Annotated in this window: 27 protein-coding genes, 1 tRNA gene and 1 pseudogene; 14 read left to right on the top strand and 15 right to left on the bottom strand. The window is 63.2% G+C overall.

Annotated elements, in window-relative coordinates; genetic code table 11:
• Positions 1-260, top strand: a 260-nt coding sequence (locus BLV15_RS18000; RefSeq protein WP_139210742.1) for an aldehyde dehydrogenase family protein, incomplete at its 5' end; no start/stop codon positions are given.
• Positions 261-815: 555 nt separating this feature from the next.
• Here BLV15_RS18000 and BLV15_RS17995 read toward each other — a convergent pair.
• Together BLV15_RS17995 and BLV15_RS17990 are read right to left on the bottom strand one after the other, a co-directional pair.
• The gene (locus BLV15_RS17995; RefSeq protein ID WP_090231065.1) at positions 816-2,006 is read right to left on the bottom strand and encodes a benzoate/H(+) symporter BenE family transporter; all 1,191 of its coding nucleotides are present in this window, start codon (positions 2,004-2,006) and stop codon (positions 816-818) included.
• Positions 2,003-2,620, bottom strand: a complete 618-nt coding sequence (locus tag BLV15_RS17990) for a LysE family translocator (protein WP_090231064.1) — start codon at positions 2,618-2,620, stop codon at positions 2,003-2,005. The genes BLV15_RS17995 and BLV15_RS17990 overlap by 4 nt, the downstream gene beginning before the upstream one ends.
• A gap of 151 nt (positions 2,621-2,771) precedes the next feature.
• Between BLV15_RS17990 and BLV15_RS17985 the strand changes: the two genes are divergently transcribed.
• Entirely contained in the window at positions 2,772-3,407 is a 636-nt protein-coding gene (locus BLV15_RS17985; protein ID WP_090231063.1) for a hypothetical protein, read from the top strand.
• 4 nt (positions 3,408-3,411) lie between these two features.
• Here BLV15_RS17985 and BLV15_RS17980 read toward each other — a convergent pair whose 3' ends face one another.
• A complete protein-coding gene (locus BLV15_RS17980; RefSeq protein WP_090231062.1) occupies positions 3,412-3,867 on the bottom strand; it encodes a MarR family winged helix-turn-helix transcriptional regulator in 456 nt (151 codons plus the stop codon).
• A 78-nt stretch (positions 3,868-3,945) separates the two neighbouring features.
• Here BLV15_RS17980 and BLV15_RS17975 point away from each other — a divergent pair, with 78 nt between their 5' ends.
• Together BLV15_RS17975 and BLV15_RS17970 are read left to right on the top strand one after the other, a co-directional pair.
• Positions 3,946-5,112, top strand: coding sequence for an aminotransferase-like domain-containing protein (locus tag BLV15_RS17975; RefSeq protein WP_090231061.1), 1,167 nt, complete (start codon positions 3,946-3,948; stop codon positions 5,110-5,112).
• Between the two features lie 25 nt (positions 5,113-5,137).
• A complete protein-coding gene (locus BLV15_RS17970) occupies positions 5,138-5,740 on the top strand; it encodes a glutathione S-transferase family protein (RefSeq protein ID WP_090231060.1) in 603 nt (200 codons plus the stop codon).
• Between the two features lie 57 nt (positions 5,741-5,797).
• Here the strand turns inward: BLV15_RS17970 and folE are convergent, their stop codons facing one another.
• Entirely contained in the window at positions 5,798-6,343 is a 546-nt protein-coding gene (gene folE / locus BLV15_RS17965) for a GTP cyclohydrolase I FolE (RefSeq protein ID WP_090231059.1), read from the bottom strand.
• A 176-nt stretch (positions 6,344-6,519) separates the two neighbouring features.
• Here folE and BLV15_RS17960 point away from each other — a divergent pair, with 176 nt between their 5' ends.
• The 5 genes from BLV15_RS17960 to BLV15_RS17945 all read left to right on the top strand — a co-directional run bounded on the left by BLV15_RS17960 (position 6,520) and on the right by BLV15_RS17945 (position 11,977).
• The gene (locus BLV15_RS17960) at positions 6,520-7,407 is read left to right on the top strand and encodes an AEC family transporter (RefSeq protein ID WP_090231058.1); all 888 of its coding nucleotides are present in this window, start codon (positions 6,520-6,522) and stop codon (positions 7,405-7,407) included.
• Positions 7,408-7,850: 443 nt separating this feature from the next.
• Positions 7,851-9,056 (top strand): acetyl-CoA C-acetyltransferase, encoded by a 1,206-nt coding sequence (locus tag BLV15_RS17955; RefSeq protein WP_090231057.1) that lies wholly within the window; start codon positions 7,851-7,853, stop codon positions 9,054-9,056.
• A gap of 150 nt (positions 9,057-9,206) precedes the next feature.
• On the top strand, positions 9,207-11,351 hold the full coding sequence (locus BLV15_RS17950) for a 3-hydroxyacyl-CoA dehydrogenase NAD-binding domain-containing protein (RefSeq protein WP_090231056.1): 2,145 nt from the start codon (positions 9,207-9,209) through the stop codon (positions 11,349-11,351).
• A 135-nt stretch (positions 11,352-11,486) separates the two neighbouring features.
• Positions 11,487-11,654 (top strand): hypothetical protein, encoded by a 168-nt coding sequence (locus BLV15_RS22155; RefSeq protein WP_175534381.1) that lies wholly within the window; start codon positions 11,487-11,489, stop codon positions 11,652-11,654.
• Positions 11,651-11,977 (top strand): hypothetical protein, encoded by a 327-nt coding sequence (locus BLV15_RS17945; protein ID WP_090231055.1) that lies wholly within the window; start codon positions 11,651-11,653, stop codon positions 11,975-11,977. The genes BLV15_RS22155 and BLV15_RS17945 overlap by 4 nt, the downstream gene beginning before the upstream one ends.
• Before the next feature lie 109 nt (positions 11,978-12,086).
• On the opposite strand, the gene BLV15_RS22150 is transcribed toward BLV15_RS17945, so the two are convergent.
• The 3 genes from BLV15_RS22150 to BLV15_RS21930 form a co-directional block, all read right to left on the bottom strand.
• Positions 12,087-12,236 (bottom strand): hypothetical protein, encoded by a 150-nt coding sequence (locus tag BLV15_RS22150; RefSeq protein ID WP_175534392.1) that lies wholly within the window; start codon positions 12,234-12,236, stop codon positions 12,087-12,089.
• 87 nt (positions 12,237-12,323) lie between these two features.
• Positions 12,324-12,527 (bottom strand): type III secretion system co-regulatory protein PtrC, encoded by a 204-nt coding sequence (ptrC, locus tag BLV15_RS17940; protein ID WP_090231054.1) that lies wholly within the window; start codon positions 12,525-12,527, stop codon positions 12,324-12,326.
• 40 nt (positions 12,528-12,567) lie between these two features.
• Positions 12,568-12,834: a hypothetical protein gene (locus tag BLV15_RS21930; RefSeq protein WP_139210741.1), complete on the bottom strand. Its 267-nt coding sequence runs from the start codon at positions 12,832-12,834 to the stop codon at positions 12,568-12,570.
• Between the two features lie 128 nt (positions 12,835-12,962).
• Between BLV15_RS21930 and BLV15_RS17935 the strand changes: the two genes are divergently transcribed.
• Entirely contained in the window at positions 12,963-13,721 is a 759-nt protein-coding gene (locus BLV15_RS17935; RefSeq protein WP_090231053.1) for an amidotransferase, read from the top strand.
• 58 nt (positions 13,722-13,779) lie between these two features.
• Here BLV15_RS17935 and BLV15_RS17930 read toward each other — a convergent pair whose 3' ends face one another.
• On the bottom strand, positions 13,780-14,496 hold the full coding sequence (locus tag BLV15_RS17930; RefSeq protein ID WP_090231052.1) for a 1-acylglycerol-3-phosphate O-acyltransferase: 717 nt from the start codon (positions 14,494-14,496) through the stop codon (positions 13,780-13,782).
• A gap of 143 nt (positions 14,497-14,639) precedes the next feature.
• Positions 14,640-15,329, bottom strand: a complete 690-nt coding sequence (locus BLV15_RS17925) for a crotonase/enoyl-CoA hydratase family protein (RefSeq protein ID WP_090231051.1) — start codon at positions 15,327-15,329, stop codon at positions 14,640-14,642.
• A 270-nt stretch (positions 15,330-15,599) separates the two neighbouring features.
• On the opposite strand from BLV15_RS17925, the gene BLV15_RS17920 reads away from it, so the two are divergent.
• A tRNA-Ser gene (locus BLV15_RS17920) sits at positions 15,600-15,689 on the top strand.
• Between the two features lie 90 nt (positions 15,690-15,779).
• Here the strand turns inward: BLV15_RS17920 and BLV15_RS17915 are convergent.
• The 5 genes and pseudogenes from BLV15_RS17915 to BLV15_RS17910 form a co-directional block, all read right to left on the bottom strand.
• A pseudogene (locus BLV15_RS17915) lies at positions 15,780-15,938 on the bottom strand (type II toxin-antitoxin system YoeB family toxin); the annotation flags it as partial.
• A gap of 144 nt (positions 15,939-16,082) precedes the next feature.
• The gene (locus BLV15_RS21925; RefSeq protein ID WP_139210740.1) at positions 16,083-16,370 is read right to left on the bottom strand and encodes a hypothetical protein; all 288 of its coding nucleotides are present in this window, start codon (positions 16,368-16,370) and stop codon (positions 16,083-16,085) included.
• 212 nt (positions 16,371-16,582) lie between these two features.
• Entirely contained in the window at positions 16,583-17,161 is a 579-nt protein-coding gene (locus tag BLV15_RS21920; RefSeq protein WP_139210739.1) for a hypothetical protein, read from the bottom strand.
• Positions 17,162-17,238: 77 nt separating this feature from the next.
• Positions 17,239-17,850: a hypothetical protein gene (locus BLV15_RS21915; RefSeq protein ID WP_139210738.1), complete on the bottom strand. Its 612-nt coding sequence runs from the start codon at positions 17,848-17,850 to the stop codon at positions 17,239-17,241.
• Between the two features lie 477 nt (positions 17,851-18,327).
• Complete coding sequence (locus BLV15_RS17910) at positions 18,328-19,962, bottom strand: methyl-accepting chemotaxis protein (protein ID WP_090231049.1); 1,635 nt, start codon at positions 19,960-19,962, stop codon at positions 18,328-18,330.
• Positions 19,963-20,148: 186 nt separating this feature from the next.
• Between BLV15_RS17910 and earP the strand changes: the two genes are divergently transcribed.
• Together earP and efp are read left to right on the top strand one after the other, a co-directional pair.
• Positions 20,149-21,291 carry an elongation factor P maturation arginine rhamnosyltransferase EarP gene (gene earP / locus BLV15_RS17905; protein ID WP_090231048.1) on the top strand — a complete coding sequence of 381 codons (1,143 nt, stop codon included), beginning with the start codon at positions 20,149-20,151 and terminating at the stop codon, positions 21,289-21,291.
• 124 nt (positions 21,292-21,415) lie between these two features.
• On the top strand, positions 21,416-21,982 hold the full coding sequence (efp, locus tag BLV15_RS17900; protein WP_090231047.1) for an elongation factor P: 567 nt from the start codon (positions 21,416-21,418) through the stop codon (positions 21,980-21,982).
• Positions 21,983-22,041: 59 nt separating this feature from the next.
• Here the strand turns inward: efp and BLV15_RS17895 are convergent, their stop codons facing one another.
• Entirely contained in the window at positions 22,042-22,911 is an 870-nt protein-coding gene (locus tag BLV15_RS17895) for a LysR family transcriptional regulator (protein ID WP_090231046.1), read from the bottom strand.
• A gap of 100 nt (positions 22,912-23,011) precedes the next feature.
• Between BLV15_RS17895 and BLV15_RS17890 the strand changes: the two genes are divergently transcribed.
• On the top strand, positions 23,012-24,184 hold the full coding sequence (locus tag BLV15_RS17890) for a mandelate racemase/muconate lactonizing enzyme family protein (protein ID WP_090231045.1): 1,173 nt from the start codon (positions 23,012-23,014) through the stop codon (positions 24,182-24,184).
• Positions 24,185-24,254 lie beyond the last annotated feature (70 nt).

Here is a 24,254-nt window from a genome sequence, read left to right as displayed (position 1 = left end):
CGATCGCCAACGACACCGAGTTCGGCCTGGGCGCCGGGCTGTGGACCCGCGACATCAACCGCGCCTACCGCATGGGCCGGGCGATCAAGGCCGGTCGTGTATGGACCAACTGCTACCACCTGTACCCGGCGCACGCCGCGTTCGGCGGCTACAAGAAGTCCGGCGTCGGCCGCGAGACGCACAAGATGATGCTCGACCACTACCAGCAGACCAAGAACCTGCTGGTCAGCTACGACACCAACCCGCTGGGCTTCTTCTGATCCACCCTCGGGGCGCGCCTGGCGCGCTCCGTCTGCACGTCGTTGTACTCCTCGTTTCACCCCCCTTCAGACGCGGCTTCGGCCGCGTTTTTTTTGCACGGCGCCACCGTAGGGTGCGCCGCGCGCACCGAGCCGCTCCTCGATTGCCGCGGTCGCGTGATGAATCCGGAGCCGGATGCGACGGCGCCGATGGTGCGCACGGCGCACCCTACGAATGCTCATCCGCGTACCGCCCAGACATCTCACGAATCCAGCCCGAAACAGCGGTGCTCACGCCGCGCGCCCAACCAACATCGTAGGGTGCGCTGCACGCACCGAGCGGCTCCCCGATTGCTGCGGGCGCGAGATGAATCCGGAGCCGGATGCGACGGCGCCGATGGTGCGCACGGCGCACCCTACAATCGGGTTGCAATCAGCAGCCGTAGGGTGCGCTGCGCGCACCGGGGAGGCTCGATTTCTGCGGATGTGTTACTCGACGGCGGCCGCGGTGCGCACGGCGCACCCTACTGAAGCGTATCGAGACCATCCTGGAGAGCCGCGGCGCGTTGAGTGCGATCAGGCTTTGCGCCCGTTGAGGATCAGCAGGGTCACCACGCCGCCGACGATGCCCCAGAACGCCGAGCCGATGGACAGCAGGGTCATGCCGGAGGCGGTGATCATGAAGGTCACCAGCGCCGCCTCGCGCTCGCGGGCGTCCTGCATGGCATTGGTCAGGCCGTTCATGATCGAGCCGAGGAGGGCGAGCGCGGCGATCGACAGCACCAGCTCGCGCGGGAAGGCGGCGAACAGCGCGGCCAGGGTGGCGGCGAAAGTACCGGCGATGGCGTAGAAGATGCCGCACCAGAAGGCTGCGGTGTAACGCTTGTTCTTGTCTTCGTGGGCGTGCGGGCCGGTGCAGATGGCGGCGCTGATCGCCGCCAGACCGATGCCGTGGGCGCCGAACGGGGCGGTGATCAGCGAGATGATCCCGGTCGCGCTGACCAGCGGGGAGGCCGGTGTCTGGTAGCCGTCGACGCGCAGCACCGCGACGCCGGGCATGTTCTGCGAGGTCATCATCACCACGAACAGCGGAATGCCGATGCTGACCACGGAGGCGAAGGAGAAGCTCGGCGTGGTCCACACCGGTGCTGCCAGTTCCAGGGTGAAGTGGCTGAAATCCAGCAGCCCCAGGGCGCCCGCCAGCACGCAGCCGACCAGCAGCGCCACCAGCACCGCATAGCGCGGTGCCAGACGCTTGGCGATCAGGTAACTGAAGAACATGCCCAGCACCAGCCCGGTACGGTGCTGCGCGGCGACGAAGATTTCGCTGCCGATCTTGAACAGGATGCCGGCGAGCAGGGCGGCGCACAGCGAGCCGGGCAGCTTGCGCATGATCTTCTCGAAGCTGCCGGTAAGGCCGCAGAGCAGCACCAGCGCGGCGCTGAACAAATAGGCACCGATCGCCTCGCTGTACGGCACACCGGCAAGGCTGGTCACCAGCAGCGCCGCGCCCGGCGTGGACCAGGCGACGGTCACCGGCGTGCGGTAGTACAGCGAAAGGCCGATGTTGCACACCGCCATGCCGATCGACAGCGCCCAGATCCACGAAGCGATCTGGCCGCCGCTGAGCCCGGCGTTCTGCCCGGCCTGGAACATCAGCACCAGCGAACTGGTATAGCCGACCAGCATGGCGATGAAGCCGGCCACTACCGCCGAGGGCGCACTGTCGGCGAACGGACGTACCCGCGCCGTCGTCATCTGGTTCATCGGAACGCTCCCTGAACATCCGTGAAAATGGGGTACAGCGAGGCCACCAGCAACAGCGCCATGCCGACGTTGAACACACGCAGGATGCGCGGCCGCTCCAGCCAGCGCCGCAACAGGCTGCCGGCAACCGTCCAGAGTCCGACGCTGGGGCAGTTTATCAGGGCGAACAGCGCGGCAATCAGCAGCACATTGATGATGAAATTCTCCTGGGGCGCATAGGTGGTGATGGCGCCTATCGCCATGATCCAGGCTTTCGGGTTGACCCATTGGAAGGCGGCGGCCTGAAGGAAGGTGAACGGTTTGCCACGCGCGTCGGCGCGGGTTTGCGGCGCGGCGGAGCCGGCAATCCTCCAGGCGAGGTAGAGCATGTAGGCCGCGCCCAGGTAACGCAGCGCGGTGAACAGCAGCGGCACGCGCTCGAATAGCTGGCCGAGGCCAAGGCCGACGGCGATCACCAGCAGCATGAAGCCCAGGCTGATGCCGAGCATGTGCGGCAGCGTGCGACGCACGCCGAAGTTAACGCCTGACGCGAGGAGCATCATGTTGTTCGGTCCGGGCGTGACCGAGGTGACGAAGGCAAAGGCGATCAGGGCGACCAGCAGGTCCGGGCTCATGGGCGTTCTCCTTGGGAGGGGAAAGCCTAAGGGCGCCCCCGGATGGCGTCGCCATACAGCCGGTTTTGCTTTGAGCAGTACAGTCTGGGACTGTTATTGAACTGTATCGGTAGGTACTGTCTGCACTGTCCAGTGTCATGGAGATCGGAACATGGAAGAAAACCCCTACAGCGCGCCCCAGGTAGCACTGGTCGATGACCACTGCCCCTCGAAACTGCCTGGCTGGAGTGTCGCGCAACTGGAACTGCTCGGCTGGCTGAGCCTGGTTTCGGTGCTCGGCACACTGGTGCTGCTGGTGCTGGCGTTCGTCGGCGGACTGACCGCGCAGGCCGGGCTGGAGCGCTACTCGAACTGGCTCGGTCTGGTCATGGTGCTGCTGGGGGATTACCTGTTGCTGCGCCTGAACGCCTTCGCCCAGGCCCGCTTCGATGCGCGCGGGCTGGGCGCGCCGGTGTGGACGGTGGTGGCGCTGAGCCTGCTGATGGAAGCCTTCGACCTGGCCTTCGGCAACCGCTCGTTCACCCATTTCAGCTGGGAAACGCTGGTGTACTTCGGCCTGGTGTTCGCGCTCGGCGCCAGCAGCACCTGGTACGGCATTCGGCTGCTGAAGGTGCAGAACGTCTATCCGGTGTTCCGCCTGATGGCCTGGCTGGAGATCGTCGGCGGGCTGATGATGGCGACCCTGGTGCTGATGCTGCTGGGCATGCTGCCCCTGCTCGGCGCCACGCTGGCGATGATGGTGGTGTTCTTCAAGGGCGCGGCCGAGGTGCGCGAACAGATCGCCTGAGACGTCAGTCCTCTTCGCCGCCGGCCAGGCGCCCGGCGCTCAGCGCCCGGTTCACCGCGAGCCAGCCTTCCACCGCCTGCTCGCCGGTCTCGGCGAACACCCGCTGGAGGATTCGCGCCTGCTCGCGACGCAGGGCCTGTTCGAGCTTCGCACCTTCGGCGGTGAAACCGAGCAGGCGCTTACGTTTGTCATCCTCGGCGGTCACGCTCTGCACCAGGCGCATTTCCACCAGCTGGCGCAACGGGGTGCTCAGCGCCTGTTTGCTGACGCCCAGGTAGCCGAGCAGCTCCTTCACGCTGAGCCCCGGGTAGCGGGCGATGAAGAACAGGATGCGATGGTGCACGCGGGACAGTCCGCGCCGCGCGAGCATCTCGTCAGGCTTGGCGGTGAAGGCCTGGTAGCCGAAAAAGAAGGCTTCCATCGCCTGGCGCTGATCGGTCGATTTTTTTAGGTCAGTCATATTGACGTTTATACAACGGGCAGCGTAGTTTCGGTCAAGCAGTTTGACCAAAATTCCACGCCTTGCTCCGGTGACATCATGGCCTTTTCCGAACGCGTTTCCCGTCTCAAGAGTTCCCTCATCCGCGAAATTCTCGCCGCGGCGCAGCGTCCGGAAGTGATGTCTTTCGCCGGCGGTTTGCCGGCCGAATCCATGCTGCCGGCGATGGACTGGAGCGCGCTGCCGGCGAGCATCGGCCAGTACGGCATGAGCGAAGGCGAGCCGGCGCTGCGCGAGGCGATTGCCGCCGAGGCGCGCGCCCTGGGCGTGCCCTGCGAAGCCAGCCAGGTGCTGATCGTCAGCGGTTCGCAGCAGACGCTCGACCTCGCCGCCAAGCTGTTCATCGATCCGGGCACCGAAGTGCTGCTCGAAGCGCCGACCTACCTGGCCGCGCTGCAGGCATTCCAGCTGTTCGGCGCCGACTGCATCGGCGTGCCGCAGGAAGCCGACGGTCCGGAACTGGGCGCCCTGCGCGAAGCGCTGGAAACCCGCAAGCCGGCCTTCGCCTACCTGATCCCGACCTTCCAGAATCCGTCCGCGGTGCGCTACAGCGAGGCCAAGCGCGATGCCGTGGCGGCGCTGCTCGACGAATTCCAGGTCACCCTGATCGAAGACGAACCCTATCGCGAGCTGACCTTCGACGGCGGCAGCGCCACGCCGATCGTCACGCGCCTGAAAAAGACCAGCTGGATCTACACCGGCACCGTGTCCAAGACGCTGCTGCCGGGCCTGCGCGTGGGCTTTCTGATCGCCACGCCGGACCTTTATCCGCATCTGCTGCGGCTGAAGCAGTCGGCCGACCTGCACACCAACCGCATCGGCCAGTGGCAGGCGCTGCAGTGGCTGGGCAGCGAGCAGTACCGCGCGCACCTGGTCGAGCTGCGCAGCTTCTATCGCACCCGCCGCGATGCGATGCAGGCGGCGCTGGAAGAGCATTTCGGCGACCTCGCCAGCTGGGAAGTGCCGCAGGGCGGGCTGTTCTACTGGCTCAAGCTGCATCGTCCGCTGGACACGCGCACACTGTTGAATCCGGCCCTGGCGCAGAATGTCGCCTTCATGCCGGGCGAGCCTTTCTTCATCGATCCGGAGGCCAATCCGGGTTATCTGCGGCTGAACTTCAGCCATGTGGCGCCGGAACGACTGAGCGAAGGCCTCAGGCGGCTGGCAGGCGTGATACGCGAAGCCCAGGCTGCTGAGGCGGCCTGAGTACGGAAACATAGGGAGCATCGGCATGTACAAGGTTTACGGCGATTTCCGGTCGGGCAACTGCTACAAGGTCAAACTCATCCTCAACCTGCTCGGCAAGCCTTACGAGTGGGTGACGGTGGATATCCTCAACGGCGGCACCAAGAGCCCCGAGTTCCTCGCGCTGAATCCGAACGGCAAGATTCCGGTGCTGCAACTCGAAGACGGCACCACGCTGTGGGAGTCCAACGCGATCCTGAATTTCCTCGCCGACGGCAGCGACCTGCTGCCGACCGAGCCTCGCCTGCGTACCCAGGTGCTGCAGTGGCAGTTCTTCGAGCAGTACAGCCATGAGCCGTTCGTGGCCGTGGCGCGGCGCATCAAGTGGCTGGAGGGCATGCCGGAGGCGCGTCGCGAAGAGTACGAAGGCAAGCTGATCGACGGCTACCACGCCTTCGCGGTGATGGAGCAGCAGTTGCAGCGCACGCCGTATCTGGTGGGCGAGCAGTACACCATCGCCGACATCGCGCTCTACGCCTACACCCACATTGCTGACGAAGGCGGCTTCGACCTCGCCGGATTCCCCGCGATCCAGGCCTGGATGAAGCGGGTGGCGAGCCATCCGCGGCACGTCGGGATGCTCGACTGAGAAACGAAAAACCGGCCTCGAGGGCCGGTTTTTTCTTGCCGCTCGATGGCGGGTGGTTCAGTTCACCAGGCTGAGGAACTCGGCGCGGGTGTCGGAGTTCTCGCGGAACTCGCCGAGCATCACCGAGGTGACCATCGAGGAATTCTGCTTCTCCACGCCGCGCATCATCATGCACATGTGCTGCGCCTCGATGACCACCGCGACGCCGGCGGCATGGGTGATGCTCTGCACGGCATCGGCGATCTGCCGGGTGAGGTTTTCCTGAATCTGCAGGCGGCGCGCGTACATGTCCACGATGCGGGCGACCTTCGACAGGCCGAGAACCTTGCCGCTGGGCAGGTAGGCGACATGCGCCTTGCCAATGAACGGAAGCATGTGGTGTTCGCACATCGAGTACAGCTCGATGTTCTTCACCAGCACCATCTCGCTGTTGTCGGAGCTGAACAGCGCGCCGTTGGTGACTTCTTCCAGCGTCTGCTGGTAACCGCGGCAGAGGTACTGCATGGCCTTGGCCGCCCGTTTGGGGGTGTCCAGCAGGCCCTCGCGGTTCACGTCCTCGCCGATCTCGGCCAGGATTTCCGTGTAATTCTTTTCCAGGGACATTGATCTACCTAGGGATGTACGCAGATAAGCTCGGCAGGGTAGGTCGGCGCCGTCTGGCTGGCAAGCCTGATGCGTGTGCACCGGCTGATGGACGCAACTCCGCCGCTTCGCCGCCGTCGATTGCGGCCGGGTGTCGCGGCCCGCTAGCATGGGTGTTTTCCTGCTTCGGAGTCACCATGCTGGCCCAGTTGTTCGCCGTTCTGGCCCCCGTTCTGATCACCGCCGGACTCGGTTATGGCTGGGCCCGCAGCGGCCATGCGTACCCCACCGACTTCATCGCCAAGCTGGTGCTGAACATAGCCACGCCCTGCCTGATTCTTTCCACCCTCAGCCGCGCGCAGCTCGATCGTCATGCCTTCGCCGAGATGGCCATCGCCTGTGTGCTGGTCACCGTCGCCATGGGCGTGGTCGGGTTGATCGCCAGTCGGGTGTCGGGCAAGGATTGGCGGGTGCTGGTGCCGGGCTTCCTGTTTCCCAACTCCGGCAACATGGGTCTGCCGATGAGCCTGTATGCCTTCGGTGAGCACGGTCTGGCGCTGGCGGTGGCATTCTTCATGGTCCTCTCGGTGGGGCATTTCAGCATCGGGCCGGCGATTTCCGGCAGCGCGCCCCCGCTGAAGAAAGTCTTCAGCAATCCGATCCTGATCAGCCTGGTGCTGGCCCTGCCGCTGGTGATCTTCGACATCGAGCTGCCGCGCTGGCTGGACAACAGCCTCGATCTGCTGGCCGGGATGACCATTCCGTTGATGCTGCTTACGCTCGGCGTCTCGCTGGCATCGATCCGCGTGCATCACCTGGGCAGCGGGATGCTGCTCGGCGGATTGCGGATTATGTGCGGAGCCGGTGTCGGCTGGCTGGTTGGCGTGCTGCTCGGCCTGCCGCCGCTGAGTCTGGGCGTGCTGGTGATGCAGTCGGCGATGCCGGTGGCGGTGTTCAACTACCTGTTCGCGGTCCGTGCGAACCGCTCGCCGGAAGACGTGGCGAGCCTGGTGCTGTGTTCGACGTTGCTCTCGTTCGTGTTTCTTCCGTTGCTGCTGCTCTGGCTGCTGCCCGCGTCGAGCTGAGGGGCAACGGCTTCAGCCGATGAAGCCGGTGAGGTTCGGGACGATCAGGATCAGGGCGATGGCGACCACGATCAATCCTGCCTGGCGCATTTTCGGCTTTTTGAACATAGGCACGGCCTTTCTTCTTGTTGTTGACGGTGCTGCGACCGGTCGGCACGCGGGCGGCGCTGCCGGTCGATAGCGTCTGTTCGAGTAGACTCCACGCGCCGTGTCCTGTTGCACCGCTTCGCTGTGTTTGCCCCGACGCTGGCTTTTCCGCCGCGATTCCCCATTCCAGAGCCTCTCCAGGCGCCTTGCCCCATGCGTCGACGGGTTGCCGTTCGTCTGAGCGTCGCGGTCAAGTTCGCTGAGCGCATCGGTCATTGCCACCTGCACACGCGCGATTAAGGTGAACTCACCCCGGCCTGCCGCCGGTTCGTTCGTGAGCAAAACGAGAACAAACCATGACCGAAGCAATGATTTTCGACGCGGTGCGCACGCCCCGCGGCAAGGGCAAGAAGGACGGTGCGCTGCACAGCGTCAAGCCGGTGAACCTGATGGCCGGGCTGTTGCGCGCGATCCAGCAGCGCAATGACCTGGACACCACGCAGGTCGACGACATCGTGCTCGGCTGCGTGACGCCGGTGGGCGACCAGGGCGCCGACATCGCCAAGACCGCCGCGCTGGTGGCCGACTGGGACGAGCAGGTCGCCGGACAGCAGATCAACCGTTTCTGCGCCTCCGGCCTGGAAGCGGTGAACATTGGCGCGATGAAGGTACGCTCGGGCTTCGAGGACCTGGTGCTGGTCGGCGGCGTGGAGTCCATGTCGCGGGTGCCGATGGGGTCGGATGGCGGCGCTTGGGCGATGGACCCGGAAACCAACCTGCATACCCAGTTCGTCCCGCAGGGGATCGGCGCCGACCTGATCGCTACCCTCGAAGGGTTCAGCCGTCAGGACGTCGATGCCTTCGCCCTGCGCTCGCAGCAGAAAGCCGCCCGGGCTCGCGCCGAGCAGCGCTTCGCCCGCACGCTGGTGCCGGTGACCGACCAGAACGGCATCGTCCTGCTCGACAACGACGAGTTCATCCGCGCGGATTCCACCCTGGAAGGCCTCGGCGCCCTCAAGCCGAGCTTCGAGATGATGGGGCAGATGGGCTTTGATGCCACGGCGCTGCGCAAGTACAGCTATCTGGAACGCATCGAGCACGTGCACACGCCGGGCAACAGCTCGGGCATCGTCGATGGCGCCGCGGCCATGCTGATCGGCTCCGAGGCCAAGGGCCGCGAGCTGGGCCTGAAGGCGCGCGGCCGTATCGTCGCCACCGCGGTGACCGGCAGCGATCCGACCATCATGCTCACCGGCCCAGCGCCGGCCACGCGCAAGGCGCTGGCCAAGGCCGGGCTGCGGGTCGAGGACATCGACCTGTTCGAGGTCAACGAGGCGTTCGCCTCCGTGGTGATGCGCTTCATGCGCGAGATGGGCGTCAGCGAAGACAGGGTCAACATCAACGGCGGTTCCATCGCCATGGGCCATCCGCTCGGCGCCACCGGTTGCATCATCCTCGCCACGCTGCTCGACGAGCTGGAGCGCCGCCAGTCGCGCTACGGCCTGGCGACGCTCTGCGTCGGCGGCGGCATGGGTATCGCCACCATCATCGAACGCCTCTGAGGAGCGATCACGGGCTACTGCGCTCGGCCATGCCGCGTTGGAAATCCACCGAGAATGCTCATTGGCTACAGCCAACTCCGGGGATTTCCGCCTTGCCTGACCTTCGCCCGTAATGCCCCTGAGGCGCTCCTCCATCAGGAGAACAACACAATGACCGATGCCATCCGTTACGAGAAAGACCAGGACAATGTCGTCCTGCTGACCATCGACATCCCCGGCCAGAGCGCCAACACCATGAATGCGACCTACCGCGCCGCCATGGCCGACACCGTCGCGCGCCTTGAGGCGGAGAAGGACTCCATCGCCGGGGTGATCGTCACCTCGGGCAAGAAGACCTTCTTCGCCGGCGGCGACCTCAACGAACTGGTCAAGGTCACCCCGGCCGATGCCGAAGGTTTCTACCGCATGGTGCTCGGCCTGAAGGCGCAGCTGCGCCGCCTGGAAACGCTCGGCAAGCCGGTCGTGGCCGCCATCAATGGCGCGGCGCTGGGTGGTGGCTGGGAAATCTGCCTGGCCTGCCATCAGCGCATCGCGCTGGACGATTCCAGCGTGCAGCTGGGCTTGCCGGAGGTCACCCTCGGCCTGTTGCCCGGCGGCGGTGGGGTAGTGCGCATGGTGCGCCTGCTCGGTCTGGAGAAGGCCTTGCCCTACCTCGCCGAAGGCAGGAAGGTGCGTCCGCAGGAAGCGCTCAGGGCCGGCTTGATCCACGCCCTCGCCAGCAGCCGCGAAGACCTGCTGAGCCAGGCGCGAGCCTGGGTGCTGGCCAACCCGAACGCCAGCCAGCCGTGGGACCAGAAGGGCTACAGGATTCCCGGCGGCACGCCGTCGAGCCCGGCGGTGGCGCAGATGCTCGCCATCGCGCCGTCGGTGCTGCGTGACAAGACCAAGGGCTGCTTCCCGGCGCCGGAGAAGATCATGTGCGCGGCGGTGGAGGGCGCGCAGGTGGATTTCGACACCGCGCACCTGATCGAAACGCGCTACTTCACCGAGCTTGCGACCGGCCAGGTGGCGAAGAACATGATCGGCACCTTCTGGTTCCAGCTCAATGAAATCAATGCCGGCGGCTCCCGGCCCAAGGGCTTCGAGCGGCGCAAGGTCAGCCGGGTCGGCGTTCTCGGCGCCGGCATGATGGGCGCGGGCATCGCCTACGTGTCGGCTGTCGCCGGCATCGAGGTGGTGCTCAAGGATGTGTCGACGCAAGCGGCCGAGAAGGGCAAGGTCTACTCGGCCAAGCTGCTGGATAAGAAGGTCGGCCGCGGCCACATGAGCGCGGAAGCACGCGATGCCATCCTCGCGCGGATCCAGCCGACCGACAGCGATGCGGCGTTTTCCGGCTGCGACCTGATCATCGAGGCAGTTTTCGAGGACCGCGCGTTGAAGGCCAAGGTCACCGCCAGCGCCGAGGCTTCTGCGCTGCCCGATGCCTTGATCGCCTCCAACACCTCGACGCTGCCGATCACCGGCCTGGCGTCGGCCGTGGTGCTCCCGGAGAAATTCATCGGCCTGCATTTCTTCAGCCCGGTGGACAAGATGCCGCTGGTGGAAATCATCCGCGGCGCGCAGACCTCGGAGGAAACCCTGGCGCGCGGCTTCGACTTCGTCCAGCAGATCAGGAAGACGCCCATCGTCGTCGAGGACAGCCGCGGCTTCTTCACCTCGCGGGTGTTCGGCACCTTCACCAACGAGGGCATCGCCATGCTCGGCGAAGGCATCGGTGCGGCGCTGATCGAGAACGAGGCGCGCAAGGCGGGGATGCCGGTCGGCCCGCTGGCGATCTCCGACGAGGTTTCCCTGAGCCTGATGCAGCACATCCGCCAGCAGGCCGAGAAGGACCTCGCCGGCGAAGGCAAGCCGGTGCCACAGCACCCGGCGTTCGCCACCATCGCGCTGATGCTGGAGGAGTACAAACGCCCCGGCAAGGCCGCCGGAGGCGGCTTCTACGATTATCCGGCCGGTGCCAAGAAGCACTTGTGGCCTGGACTCAAGGAGCACTTCGAGAAGGCCGAGGCGCGCATTTCCGAGGAGGACGTGCGCGACCGCCTGTTGTTCGTGCAGGCCCTGGAAACCGTGCGCTGCCTGGAGGAGGGCGTGTTGAACTCGGTGGCCGATGCCAACGTCGGCTCGATCATGGGCATCGGTTTCGCCGCCTGGAGCGGCGGTGCGCTGCAGTTCATCAACCAGTACGGCATCGATGACTTCATCGCCCGCGCGCAGTACCTCGCCGAACAGTACGGCGAGCGCTTCGAGCCCCCGGCGCTGTTGCGGGAGAAGGCGGCCAGCGGCACGCGCTTCTGAGCCGTGAAAGGTACAAAGAGCCCGGCACCCGCCGGGCTTTTTCTTGCCCGCCGGTCAGCTGGCGGAGGCCACCCGATAGCACCTTTGCCTGCGCGTGATGCCAAAACTCCAGGACCCACAGCGGAGGACCTCAGCATGTCAGGTCAGCGAAAAGAGTCGGTCGAGAACACCGAAGAGCAGGCGAGCAGGGTTGGCGAGAAGCACAAGCGCATGAATCAGGAAGGTGAACAACCCCGCGCCGAAGACCAGAAGACCACCGAAGAGCAACTGCGCAAGCAGACCACAGGAGGCGAACAACCATGACTACGGCCATCCGAACCGCCGGGCTGCCGCTGCTGTTCGCGTTGTGCGTGTTCGCCAGCAGCGGCGCTGTCGCCGACTCGCCAGGCATGCGCGCGGCCCCGGTGCAACAATCGTCGGGCGGCACCTCCGGCGTCGCTCCGGGCAACGTCACGAACCAGGCACCGCGCGCACCGATGGCGCCCCGCGCGCCCAACGCACCAGCCTACAACTCGAACAACAACGCGCGCGACGTGGCGCCCGAACCTTCCGTGCAGGAGCGCCCTTCGCTGGAGCAACAGCGGCGGCAGATCGGCAGCGAGATGGAAAACCGGCGCAAGCAGTAGGGTGCCGGCGCCTTTCAGGCCGGCAGGAATGGCTGTTGAGGGCTTCGGCTGAGGTTGCGCCCCTGTGCCTTATCAGGTACGTCGCTTCGGGCGAACGCCTACCGCGAGGTCAGCGGGGCCTTTCCAACGTAGCCGCCGAGGCCGCGTTGGCGGTGTGCGGGGCCATGCTGACCACCAGCAGCGGAAGCGCCACCAGCAGGTACAGGCAGATGGCGCCGAAGGCACCGTTACGAGCGAATCTCACGGTCTGGCTGTTCATCAGCGGTTGCTCCTGTCGATCAGGACCGCGCCGATGGCGTGAACGTGACCGATTGAGTAGAGGCATCAAGGCGAAAACCAGCGGCCTTCAGGCCGCCTGGCATAGACCGTTCTGCAGACAGAGCAGGTCATGTACGGCCAGTCGCTCGCTGTGCAGCGTTGGAACCTTCAGGGTCATCAGGCCACCATCATCGAGATGCAGCGCGGCCTCGCTTTCAAACTCCAGCCCCGCATCGCTCACGGTCACGTAGGTGACGCCGTAGGCATGCTTGCTGTGAAGGACATTGGTCATCGTTCGTCTCCTCGGCGCCACCGTGAGGTGGCGATCCGTATCAGGGATGCTTGCTGGCGGCTGCCTTGCGGTCACTTTGGCCGGTGCTTTTCGGCGTCGGACGATAGAACTCCGAGTAGGCCGGCGTGGCGAAAGCGGAGGCGGCGATAAGGCTGGCGATGGCGGCGTATTTGTTCATCTGCGTATCCTCGAAATGGCAATGGGGCGATGTGCCCGATGGCTGAATCATTGCCGAGTGCCGGCGCACCAGGAAGTGAATGGCGCGCATGGTGAACATCGAAGCGGCTGATGATTCAGGCGCGGCCATCGTCCGGTTCGATAAGGTCGCGGAGCATGCCAGTGAGCCGAAGCCTGTTTCGCGGAAGCGGAGGCTATGTTAAGAAAAGGCCATCATCCGTCATGGGTGCGCCTTATCGTCACAATCGGGATTCGCCAATGTCGCTTCGTATCTGCATTCTTGAAACCGATAGCCTTCGTCCCGAACTGGTCGACCGTTATCAGGGTTACGGGCGCATGTTCGAGCGCCTGTTCGCGCAGCAACCGATTCCGGCCCGTTTCGAGCTGTTCAACGTCGTCGAGGGCGTCTACCCGGACGACGACGAGCGCTACGACGCCTACCTGGTAACCGGTAGCAAGGCCGATTCCTTCGCCAGCGACCCGTGGATCCAGACGCTCAAAGCCTTCCTCCTCGATCGTTACCGGCGCGGCGACAAGCTGCTCGGCATCTGCTTCGGCCACCAGTTGCTGGCACTGCTGCTGGGTGGCCGCAGCGAGCGTGCGAGCCAGGGCTGGGGCGTAGGCATCCACCGATACCGCCTCGCCGAACAGCCGGCCTGGATGAAGCCGGCGGTGGAGGAACTGACTCTTCTGATCAGCCACCAGGATCAGGTCACGCAGTTGCCGGAAAAGGCCACGGTGCTGGCCTCCAGCGATTTCTGCCCGATCGCCGCCTACCGTATCGAGGATCAGGTGCTGTGCTTCCAGGGCCATCCGGAGTTCATTCCGGACTATTCCCGGGCGTTGCTGGACATCCGCCAGAAGTGCATTGGCGAGCATGTCTACCAGCAGGGCATCGCCAGTCTGGAGCATCCGCACCACGGCCCCACGGTAGCCGAGTGGATCATGCGCTTCGTCGCCGGTGAACGGTTCGCACAGCTCTCGCCAGCCCGCGAGAAAGTCACCGACACGGCCTGATCGCCGCCCAACAAAAAAAAGCCTGGCGATTGCCGGGCTTTTTCGTATCCGCATCGATTCAGTCGCGCGCCAGTTCCTGGTCCATCGCCTGTATGCATAGCTGCATCTGCACCCGGCAGCGCTCTGCCAGCGCCGGCAGGTCGTGCTGGGTCAGCCCCAGGGTCGGGATGGCGGGCAACGAGCGAATCAGGACGCGCCCGCTGCTCCAGCGATTCAGGCGAATGCTCCGTGCGTAGCTGCTGATGCAGACCGGGACGATGGGGACGCCGGCATCCACGGCGATCTGGAACGCGCCTTTCTTGAACGGCAGCAATTCACCCTGGTTGCGCGTGCCCTCGGGGAACACCCAGATCGAGGTGTCGCGATGCTGCAGCGCATCGGTGGTGGCCTGCAGCGCCTGGCGCGCCTGACGGGCGTTGCTGCGGTCGATCAGCACATTGCCGGCCAGCCAGTACAACTGGCCGAACAGTGGCACCCATTTCAGGCTCTTCTTGCCGATGCTCACCGTGCGCCGCGGGACGACGCGGCCGAGTACGTAGAGGTCGTAGTTGGACTGGTGGTTGGCGATGTAAACGCAGGTGCGCACATCCCTCGGCGTATCCATTTCGGCCTTCAGCCGCAACCCCAGAATGGGCAGCCCGCCGAGTGCGTAGAGGCGGGCGCAGAGCCTGCTGTTATCCGGGTTGAACGGACGGCAGATACCGATCAGCAAGCCGAGGATGCCGGCCACAATGAAATGCACGCCCATGAAGAACATACGCAGGAGAAACAGCATCGATCGTCGCCCGGGAATGAAAACGGCGCCGAGTGTATGAGTGTTCACTGTTTTCGGCAATCGGGATTCGCGGCCGCGCCAGCCGGGCACTTGGCAACAAAAAGCCCGGCACGGGGCCGGGCTTTCGGAGCGCTTTGTGCGGCTCAGACGGCGTGCTGTTTATCCAGCTCGATGGCCTCGTCGAGCGTTTCCAGCAGCGCCTTGCGAACCTTCAGCTTGGTCTTGCGGTGCGCGTTCATGTTGATCTTCTTGAACTGCGCGGCGACGGCCTTCGCGGTGGGCAGCAATTCGCCGACCGATACCACCCGGTCGAGGAAACCGGCCTCCCGCGCGCCCTGCGGGTCGAACATTTCGCCATTGATGACCGAGCGCTGGAACGCGGCCTTGCCAAGGCGGTCGCGCGCCAGCTCGATACCGACGTGATGCATGGTCATGCCGATCTGTACTTCGTTCAGACCGATGTTGAACGGCCCGTCGACGCCGATCCGGTAGTCCGACGAGAGCAGAATGAAGGCGCCCTTGGCCACCGCATGACCGGGGCAGGCAACGATGATCGGGTAGGGGTGCGCGAGCATCCGTCGCGCCAGCGTCGAACCCTGCGCCACCAGCTCGATGGCGTTCTGCGGGCCCGAGGTCATCACCTTGAGGTCGTATCCGCCCGAGAGAATGCCGGGTTGGCCGGTGATGATGACGATCGCCTTGTCCTGTGTCGCCCGATCCAGCGCCTCGTTGAAGGCGACGATCATGTCCGGGGAGATCGCGTTGACCTTGCCGTTGCTCAGCGTCAGGGTCGCAACGCCGTCCTCGAGGTGGTAGGAGATCAGCTCACTCATGGCGGGTATTCCTTGGAATTAGTCGGCCGAACTTACCCACCCGCGGGCCACAGGTAAAGCGCCGTGACTGACCGGTGAGTCAGCCATCCGGCGGTTTTCCGCCCGGTGCCGGGCCGGAAGGCGTGCCGATCGACCACGGCGGCGAGCGGAGCGCCCCTCGAAAAACGCCCGCCACCTAAACGCATGAATAGCCTGAAAAAAAGTTTGCCTTCGTGGCGGCCTTCGACTAAATTAGCGCGCCTCGACGGACCAGACAGTCCGCCGAGATCCGGTGAAGTGTCCGAGCGGTTGAAGGAGCACGCCTGGAAAGTGTGTATACGGGAAACCGTATCGTGGGTTCGAATCCCACCTTCACCGCCAGACCAAAAAGCTAAAGCCCCGAGAGCCAGCAGGTTCTCGGGGCTTTTTGCTTTCCGGGCCTGCAAGTGTCGAAGAACTGTCGAGCGTCGGTCACGCGTAGATGGGCCAGCGCCTGAGAACCTTCACCGTCTGTTCATCCTGGAGCGATTGATAAACCAGTCTGTGCTGGATATTGATACGCCTGGAATAGGCTCCCGTGAGGTTATCCATCGAATGATCTACAGGATGCTGGAGTCCAGGTGGAACTCTACGGAGTTATCTGCCCGCAACGCCTCTATAAGTGCCAAATGCGGCCAACGTGGAAGTGAGGGGCAGCCGGAGCGAAGCGTAGGGAACCAAAAGCGCAGCTTTTGGCTGTCCCGCTCGACTGCAGGGTTAGATTGGTGGTCCATACTAGGGTTGTTCTTCTAGGCTGATCAGAGGAAGCCCATCATTCGTGCCACTCAGCACCAAATAAATTTGCAACTTGCCTTTGGCAAAGGTAATGGAGCAAACGGAATCCTGCCCATTGCCACAGACCGGCTGAACTTCACCCTTAGTATCCGCCGCGTTTTCACTAAGCCAATCTTTATCGATACTCCACCCGCTGTTGGTGAGTTGGCGCTTAACGTCTTTAAATGGAGCGCCAAGACGCACCCCGTAATTTGCGGCGACTTGTTGTTCTTTCGGGGTGAACGTCATGCAGTCGTGACCACCTTTCTCGTTCCTCACCCTCACACAATCTTTGGCGACCACAGGAGTCGTCGCCACAACAGCTAGAAGACCGAAAAGAAATATTGATCCGCGCATGAGGTCGAGTTCCGAACCGAAAATCTAACGTTTGGTTAAGGGGCGGGCTTTAGCCCGTCCCAGTGAGCGGAGCGAGCGATTTGAACCAATTGTTAGGCTTTTCATCATTGCAGCCATGAGCCTGAAATTTTAAAAGACCCTTCAAATTCATGAGGTCCCTTCCAGCCTTTGAGCACCAGCTTTTTAAAGCGCGACTCATAGGCGCGCATAAGCCAAAGATAATTGTTCCAGACCTTCCCGGAAAGAATATTTTGCTCTTTTGTTTGGGCCCAATTCAAGCCGCACGGGTACCTAGCCCAAGACTCAAGGCCTTCTTCAAAGTATTTAAGGGTATTTGAACCTTGTGACTGGTAAGGGAGAAAGCTTGAATCCTTTGCTAGCTTGGTGAGCTTGTGCGTTTTTATGTTGTTTGAGAGGAACCCGTTGCTGACATAATTTGGATGTTCGTATATTAAGTAAGCTTTAATGATGTTCTCAAGTGCAAAGCCAGCCAGTAGTATTACGGTTCGATTAGATGAGTTCCAGGTTTTAATATTTAAGCTGGAAAAATCGCGGCGAGAAATTTTAGAAGTGGTGCCGTCTCTAAGGAGCTTGGCCTGTTCATGCAATTCGCTGGCAACCAAAAACCAAGAGTGTGGATTTGCGATTTCTTCAAATTCAATACTTTGGCTTAGGGAGTACATATGGATGCCTAACGTTTGGTTAAGGGGCAGGCTTTAGCCTGTCCCTAGCGAGCGAAGCGAGTGACTTGAATCACTTGTTAGGCTTCTTGCTTAGCAAGTGGAATGACCTTGGTTTCTCGATCTTGGGTATCTCGCAAAACGCAAAAAAATGCAGTGCCACGAATTGAAATAAAATGCCGTTCGATAAATAAATGAAGCTTCTCTAAGTCGGCCCACAGTGTTCCGGACTTCTGCGTATAAAACTCAGAATGGCCTTGGTACGAATAGGGATTAAGTTCATGTAGCCACACGTGCAATCTTTTGTATATTTCAATAAGCTCTTCAGTGGTAAGCCGTTTTTCCGGAATACCTTCAATTATTACATTGACGCCGTCAGTCATTTGTTCTTCTAGTGTTGCTTGTCGTATATTGCTCGGGCTTGGCAGTGCAGTTATGTTCTTTGATTTTAGATTCTTGAAAATTGCCTCGGCATTCCATTGTCCTTTGGCATCCCTAGGAATAATTTTGAGGCCGTTATTAACCGCAACTAAGCAGGCAAAGGCAATAGCCTCAACAATTTTCCGACCGTGAAATGCCGCAGACTCTGCCCGAGAAAACGGGTCTGAATCCGATTGGCGAAGTGCCTCAATGACATCGAATCGACTACGTATTTTCCACATTAGTTCGCCGTAGTTTTCAATTGGATTCATGCGCTGTGATCTCTGCGGAGGCCTAACTATAAATAGACACCAATTGGTGCATAACAATCTGAAAATTGGTGGATAAAAAACTCTTGCAGATCTAGCGCACAGCTCTAGTCAGCGGCATGCGCTACGAGGGGGCGTTATACGCCGGCCTCAGCCCTGCAAGTCCCTTTGCCAGCGAGCTGGCGGTTGAGCGGAGATTAGCTTGCAGATGAAGCGAAGAACAATGGCCGGAAGCCATGGTGTCGAAACCACAGCCCATGCAAGGCAAAAGTGACTGGATGAAAGAGAAGGGGAGGCCTGTTCTGGCTGGCTTTGGCCGATGTTGCCGCTAACGAATGTGTGCCGAAGCGGGTTCGAATCCCGCCTTCGCACCAGACCACAAGCAGAAAGCCCCGAGAGCCGGCAGGTTCTCGGGGCTTTTGCTTTCTGGGCCCTTGGGATCGGCCAGTTGTGCTGACAGCTGCGGCTTCTGGCCGGGAGTCAGAGCCGAAAACGCGCTACCTGTGATTGCAGGTCGCTGCCCAGGCGGGCGAGCTGGATGCTCGAGGCGGCGGTTTCGTCGGTGGCGCTGGCCGACTGGTCGGCGATGCTGCTGACGTTGTGGACGTTGCGGCTGATCTGTTCGGCGACCTGGCTTTGCTGGTCGGCGGCGGTGGCGATTTGCAGGTTCATTTGCTGGATGTCGCTGATCATGCGGGTGATGCTCAGGACGGCGTTGCCCGTGTCGCCGACGTCCTTGACCGTCGCATCGCTGGTCGCCTTGCAGTTGAGCATGATGGTGGAGACTTCCTGGGCGATCTTCTGTAGCCCGGCGATCAGCGTTTCGATTTCCTGGGTGGCGTCCTGGGTCCGGCGCGCGAGGCTGCGTACTTCGTCGGCGACCACGGCAAAACCACGGCCCGCTTCGCCAGCACGGGCGGCTTCGATGGCGGCGTTGAGGGCCAGCAGGTTGGTCTGGTCGGCGACCGATTTGATCACGTCCAGCACGCCGCCGATGTTGGTGCTTTCCTGCTGCAGGCGGCCCATGGCCTCGGCCGAGCGGTTCACTTCCCCGGAAAGACGTTCGATCTGGCTAACCGCCCGGCTCGCCATGCCGTTGCCTGCGGTGGCTTCGTCGGTGGCGTGTTGTGCCGCGGCGGCGGCCTGTTCGCAGTGGCGTGCAACTTCCTGCACGGTGGCGGTCATCTGGTGCATCGCCGCGGCAACCTGGTCGACCTCGGATTTCTGCGCGGCGACACCGGCGCGGGTCTGCTCGGCACTGGAGGAAAGCTCTTCGGCCGCCGAGGAGATGACGTTGGCCGAGCCTCGCACGCTGCCGATCAGGACGTTGAGTTTCGACTGCATCTCGCCGAGCGATGCCATCACGCTGCCCGCCGGCTGGCTTGTGGCAGCGGCACGCAGATCGCCCTCGGCGACACGCCGGGCTTCGTCGGAAAGCAGCGAAGGTTCCGCTCCCAGAGAGGTGAAGAGGCCCCGGGTGATGGTCAGGCCGAGCACCGAGGCGAGGATGATGGCGGCGACGCAGACCAGCAGGAGCAGGTTGCGTTGGTTGAAGTAGGCATTCTGGGCGTCGCTCAAATCACGCTCGGCCTGGCGTTCGCTGTAGGCCATGTAGTCGCCGGTAGCCGCGATCAGTTGGCTGAGCAGCGGCATGCAGTCGGTGTTCATCATGCTGATGGCTTTTTCCCGCTCGCCTTTCCAGGCGAGGTCGACGATCTTCAGCGCCACCGGGCCGTACTGCGCTTCGACGCTGTCGATGCGGGCAACCAGGTCCTTCTCTTCGGATGTGACGTCGGGGCTGGCAGCGATCTTCTGCTTCAGCTGGCCCATGGTGGTCTGCACGTCCTGGTGGGCGGCCAGCACGGCCGCGCGCTCGTGCTGGCGATCGTCGTTCTCGCTGACCAGCACCAGGTTGCGTGCGGCGATGGCTCGAAGAGTGGTGGCCAGACGGGCCTTGCCGGCCAACTGGCTGCGCTCGTTGGCGCCGTGCACGATGTCCGAGAGGCGGTCGTTGGCGGCATTGAGTGCGTAGAGGGAAATCAGCGAGACGAGCAGCGCCGTGGCGGTGACGGAGGCAAAGCTGAGGCCCAGCTTCGCCTTGACGGTAAGATTCATTTTTTCACCCGTGGGGAAGCGCGCGATCCATCGCCTGAACAGCCTAGCGGAAGTGCCTGCTGTGTGATGTCATATTGACGTCAATAAAACTCTACAGGAAGTCTACAGAAAGACCATGTCGGTTTAACTATTGCTCCGATAGCAAAGAGCACCATCAATCTGGAAATCCGATCGAACGAGGCGGGCATGCAGGGCAGATCCTGGGACATCTTTTGCGCAGTGGTGGATAACTTCGGCGATATCGGGGTGACCTGGCGTTTGGCGAAGCAGTTGGCGCGCGAGCATGGCCAGGAGGTCCGGTTGTGGGTCGACGACCTCGGTGCGTTCGCCGCGCTGTGTCCGCAAGCCGACCCGCTCGCGGCGCAGCAATGGCATGAAGGTATCGAGGTTCGGCAATGGCCTCAGCGCTGGCCGAACGCTACCGAGCCAGCCGACGTTGTAATCGAGGCGTTCGCCTGCCAGTTGCCGGAGGCGTACGAGGCCGCCATGGCTAGCCACGCGCGCAGTCTCTGGCTGAACCTCGAATACCTCAGCGCCGAAGGGTGGGTGGGTAACTGCCACGCGTTGCCGTCGCTGCAGCCGAATGGCGTGCGCAAGTATTTCTTCTTTCCCGGCTTCGTTTCCGGCACCGGCGGCCTGTTGCGCGAAGGCGATCTGCTCGAGCGCCGTAAGGCATTCCAGAGCGACCCGGCGGCCCAGGCTGCCTTTCTCTCCGGTCTCGGCGTGACCCGGGAGGCGGGAGCCCGCCTGGTTTCGCTGTTCGCTTACGAGAACCCGGCACTGGGCGTTTGGCTGGAGGCGTTGTCCGGCGACAGCAGACCCACCCAGTTGCTGGTTCCCCAAGGTCGCATCGGGACGAGCCTTGCCGCCTGGCTCGGCGTGGAGTCCGTCCGCGCCGGCGAGCGTTTCGCGCGCGGCGCCCTGACGATTCAGGTGCTGAGCTTCCTCAGCCAGGATGACTACGACCGTCTGCTGTGGTGCTGCGATTTCAACGCTGTTCGCGGCGAGGATTCCTTCCTCCGCGCGCAGTGGGCCGGCCGGCCGCTGCTCTGGCACATCTATCCGCAGCAGGACGATGCGCACTGGGACAAGCTGGAGGCGTTCCTCAGGCTCTACCTCGAGGGGCTGTCGGCTCCGGCGCACGCCGCGTTCGAGGCGCTCTGGCGCGCCTGGAATGCCGGCGGAGCGATTGGCGCGGCATGGACGGAACTGGCCCGGCACGAGGGGGAGCTGAACGCGCATGCCGAGCACTGGTGTGCGGCGTTGGCGGTACAGGAGGATCTGGCCACGCAACTGCTGGCGTTCTCCCGGGTGATTCCACGCCCCTGACCGCGCGGGCCGGCCCCGTTGACTCAGGTGCCTGGGCCCCCGGTCGGCCCCTGGTTACAGCTCGGTGCAAATTGGCTATCATAGGCGGCCAATTTTTCGTCACTCATCCAACCGGATATCTCGTATGAAAACCGCACAAGAATTTCGCGCTGGCCAGGTAGCCAACATCAACGGCGCTCCCTGGGTCATCCAGAAAGCCGAGTTCAACAAGTCCGGCCGCAACAGCGCCGTGGTCAAGATGAAGCTGAAGAACCTGCTCAACGGTTCCGCTACCGAGACCGTGTACAAGGCCGATGACAAGCTTGAGCCGATCATTCTGGATCGCAAGGAAGTGACCTATTCCTACTTCGCCGATCCGCTGTACGTGTTCATGGATACCGAGTTCAACCAGTACGAGATCGAGAAAGACGACCTGGAAAGCGTGCTGACCTTCATCGAGGACGGCATGACCGACGTCTGCGAAGCGATCTTCTTCGGCGATAAGGTCATCTCCGTCGAACTGCCGACCACCATCGTTCGCCAGATCGCCTACACCGAGCCGTCCGTACGTGGCGATACCTCGGGCAAGGTGATGAAGACCGCGCGCCTGAACAACGGCGCCGAGCTGCAGGTTTCCGCGTTCTGCGAAATCGGCGACTCGATCGAGATCGATACCCGTACCGGCGAGTACAAGTCGCGCATCAAGGCCTGATCCTTGTCGCGACGAAAAAGCCCGGCCATGTGCCGGGCTTTTTCATGCCTGCGCAAATGTCAGAGGCGCGCCCAGAACGCCTCGGCGAAATCGCTCAGCGGGGCCTTTGGGCGGGTCAGCTGGATCTGCAGCGGGATGTCCCAGTCCTGGTCGAACGCGCGGACCAGCGCGCCGTCCGCGACCTCCGCCTCGGCGAGGCTTTCCGGTAGCCAGGCGACGCCCTTGTTTTCCAGCGCCATGGACATCAGCACGGCGGCGAGGTGACTGCTGAACAGCGCGTCGAGCGCGTGCGGCGTCGCCCGGCTGGCGAGCCGCGCGGCGACGATCCGGCCGAGCCCCGAGTCGGCGCTGTAGGCCAGATAGGGAAGGGCGCCGGTCGCATCACCCGGCCCTAGCGCAGGGCTGATCAGTGGTTGCAGCACGTCGCTGCCAATCACCTTGCTGTGGAACTGTTCGGGCTCGAACAGCGGCGAGGCGTGCGGGTCGCCATGACACAGCAGGAACTGAACCTGGCCCTGCAGCAGCATCTGTTCGCAGTTGGCCATGCTGTCGGACAGTAGACGCACGGCCTCGATCGGCGCACCGCGCTCGGCGCGCCGAATCCAGCGCGGGAAGAAGGTGAATGACAGCGAGTGGGTCGCGGCGAACTGCAGCGTCCTGGCGGCCTTGCCGGCGACCTCCTGCGCCTCGCTGCGCAATTGCTGCAGGCGCCGGGTCAGGTCCCGAGCGCCACCGAGCACCTGGCGGCCGGCGTCGGTCAGGTTGGCGCCGTGCACGCTGCGCTCGAACAGTTCGGCGCCCATCCAGTTTTCCAGCGCGCGGATGCGCCGGCTGAAGGCTGGCTGGGTGACGTGCCGCGCCTCGGCGGCCCGCGAGAAGGTGCCGTGCTCGGCGAGGGCCGCGAAATCTTCCAACCAGATCAATTCCATGGGTGATGCCGTGGCTGCATGGGGCGGCGCATTTTTAGCATTGGTCGTCGCGCGCTCACAAGCCTTACTGTCCGGGCCTCTACAACAAGAGGCCGCTTCCATGCGCATCGTCGAAATCCGCGAAAAGACCGCGTCCATCGCATCGCCCATCGCCAATGCCTACATCGATTTCTCCAAGATGACCTGCTCGGTGGTCGCGGTGGTCACCGACGTGATCCGCGACGGCAAGCCGGTGATCGGCTACGGCTTCAACTCCAACGGGCGCTATGGGCAGGGCGCGCTGATGCGCGACCGCTTTCTCGCGCGCATCGCCGAGGCCGATCCGGAAAGCCTGATCGACCACGCCAACGACAACCTCGATCCGTTCGCCATCTGGAAGACCCTGATGACCAACGAGAAGCCCGGTGGCCACGGCGAGCGTTCGGTGGCGGTCGGCACTATCGACATGGCGGTATGGGACGCGGTGGCGAAGATCGCCGGCAAGCCGCTGTATCGCCTGCTCGCCGAGCGTTATCGCGGCGGCGTGGCCGACGACAAGGTGTGGGTCTACGCCGCCGGTGGCTACTACTACCCGGGCAAGGACCACTCCAAGCTGCAGGATGAGATGCGCGGCTATCTGGATCGCGGCTACAGCACGGTGAAGATGAAGATCGGCGCCGTTTCGCTAGGCGAGGACATCAGCCGCATCGAAGCGGTGCTCGATGTGGTCGGCGACGGCCAGCGCCTGTGCGTGGACGCCAACGGGCGCTTCGACCTGAAAACCGCCGTCGCCTATGCCGAAGCGATGAAGCCCTACAACCTGTTCTGGTACGAGGAGGCAGGCGACCCGCTGGACTACGCGCTGCAGGCCGAACTGTCTAAGCACTATGACCGGCCGATGGCCACCGGCGAGAACCTGTTCTCCCATCAGGACGCGCGCAATCTGCTGCGTCACGGCGGCATGAACCCGGAACGCGACTTCCTGCAGTTCGACTGCGCGCTGTCCTACGGGCTGGTCGAGTACTTGCGCACGCTGGAGGTGCTCGACGAGCTGGGCTGGTCGTCGCGCCGCGTGGTGCCGCACGGCGGCCATCAGATGTCGCTGAACATCGCTGCGGGCCTGCACCTGGGCGGCAACGAGTCGTACCCGGACGTGTTCCAGCCGTTCGGTGGTTTCGCCGATGGCATCCGCGTCGAGGACGGCTACGTCGGTCTCCCGGAGATTCCCGGAGTCGGCTTCGAGGCCAAGTCGGCGCTGTACGCGGTCATGCGCGAGCTGGGCGAGGGCGCCTGAGCGCCGCGGGCGGCGGTCTGACCGATCGCCGCCATGGCCGATAGGCGGGTCGTGCATTTGCGGTAGGATG

It is taken from the genome of Pseudomonas kuykendallii (assembly GCF_900106975.1).
Taxonomy (GTDB): domain Bacteria; phylum Pseudomonadota; class Gammaproteobacteria; order Pseudomonadales; family Pseudomonadaceae; genus Pseudomonas_O; species Pseudomonas_O kuykendallii.
Note: the sequence above shows the minus strand (reverse complement) of the source record. Positions and strands in the feature narration are given on the sequence as shown.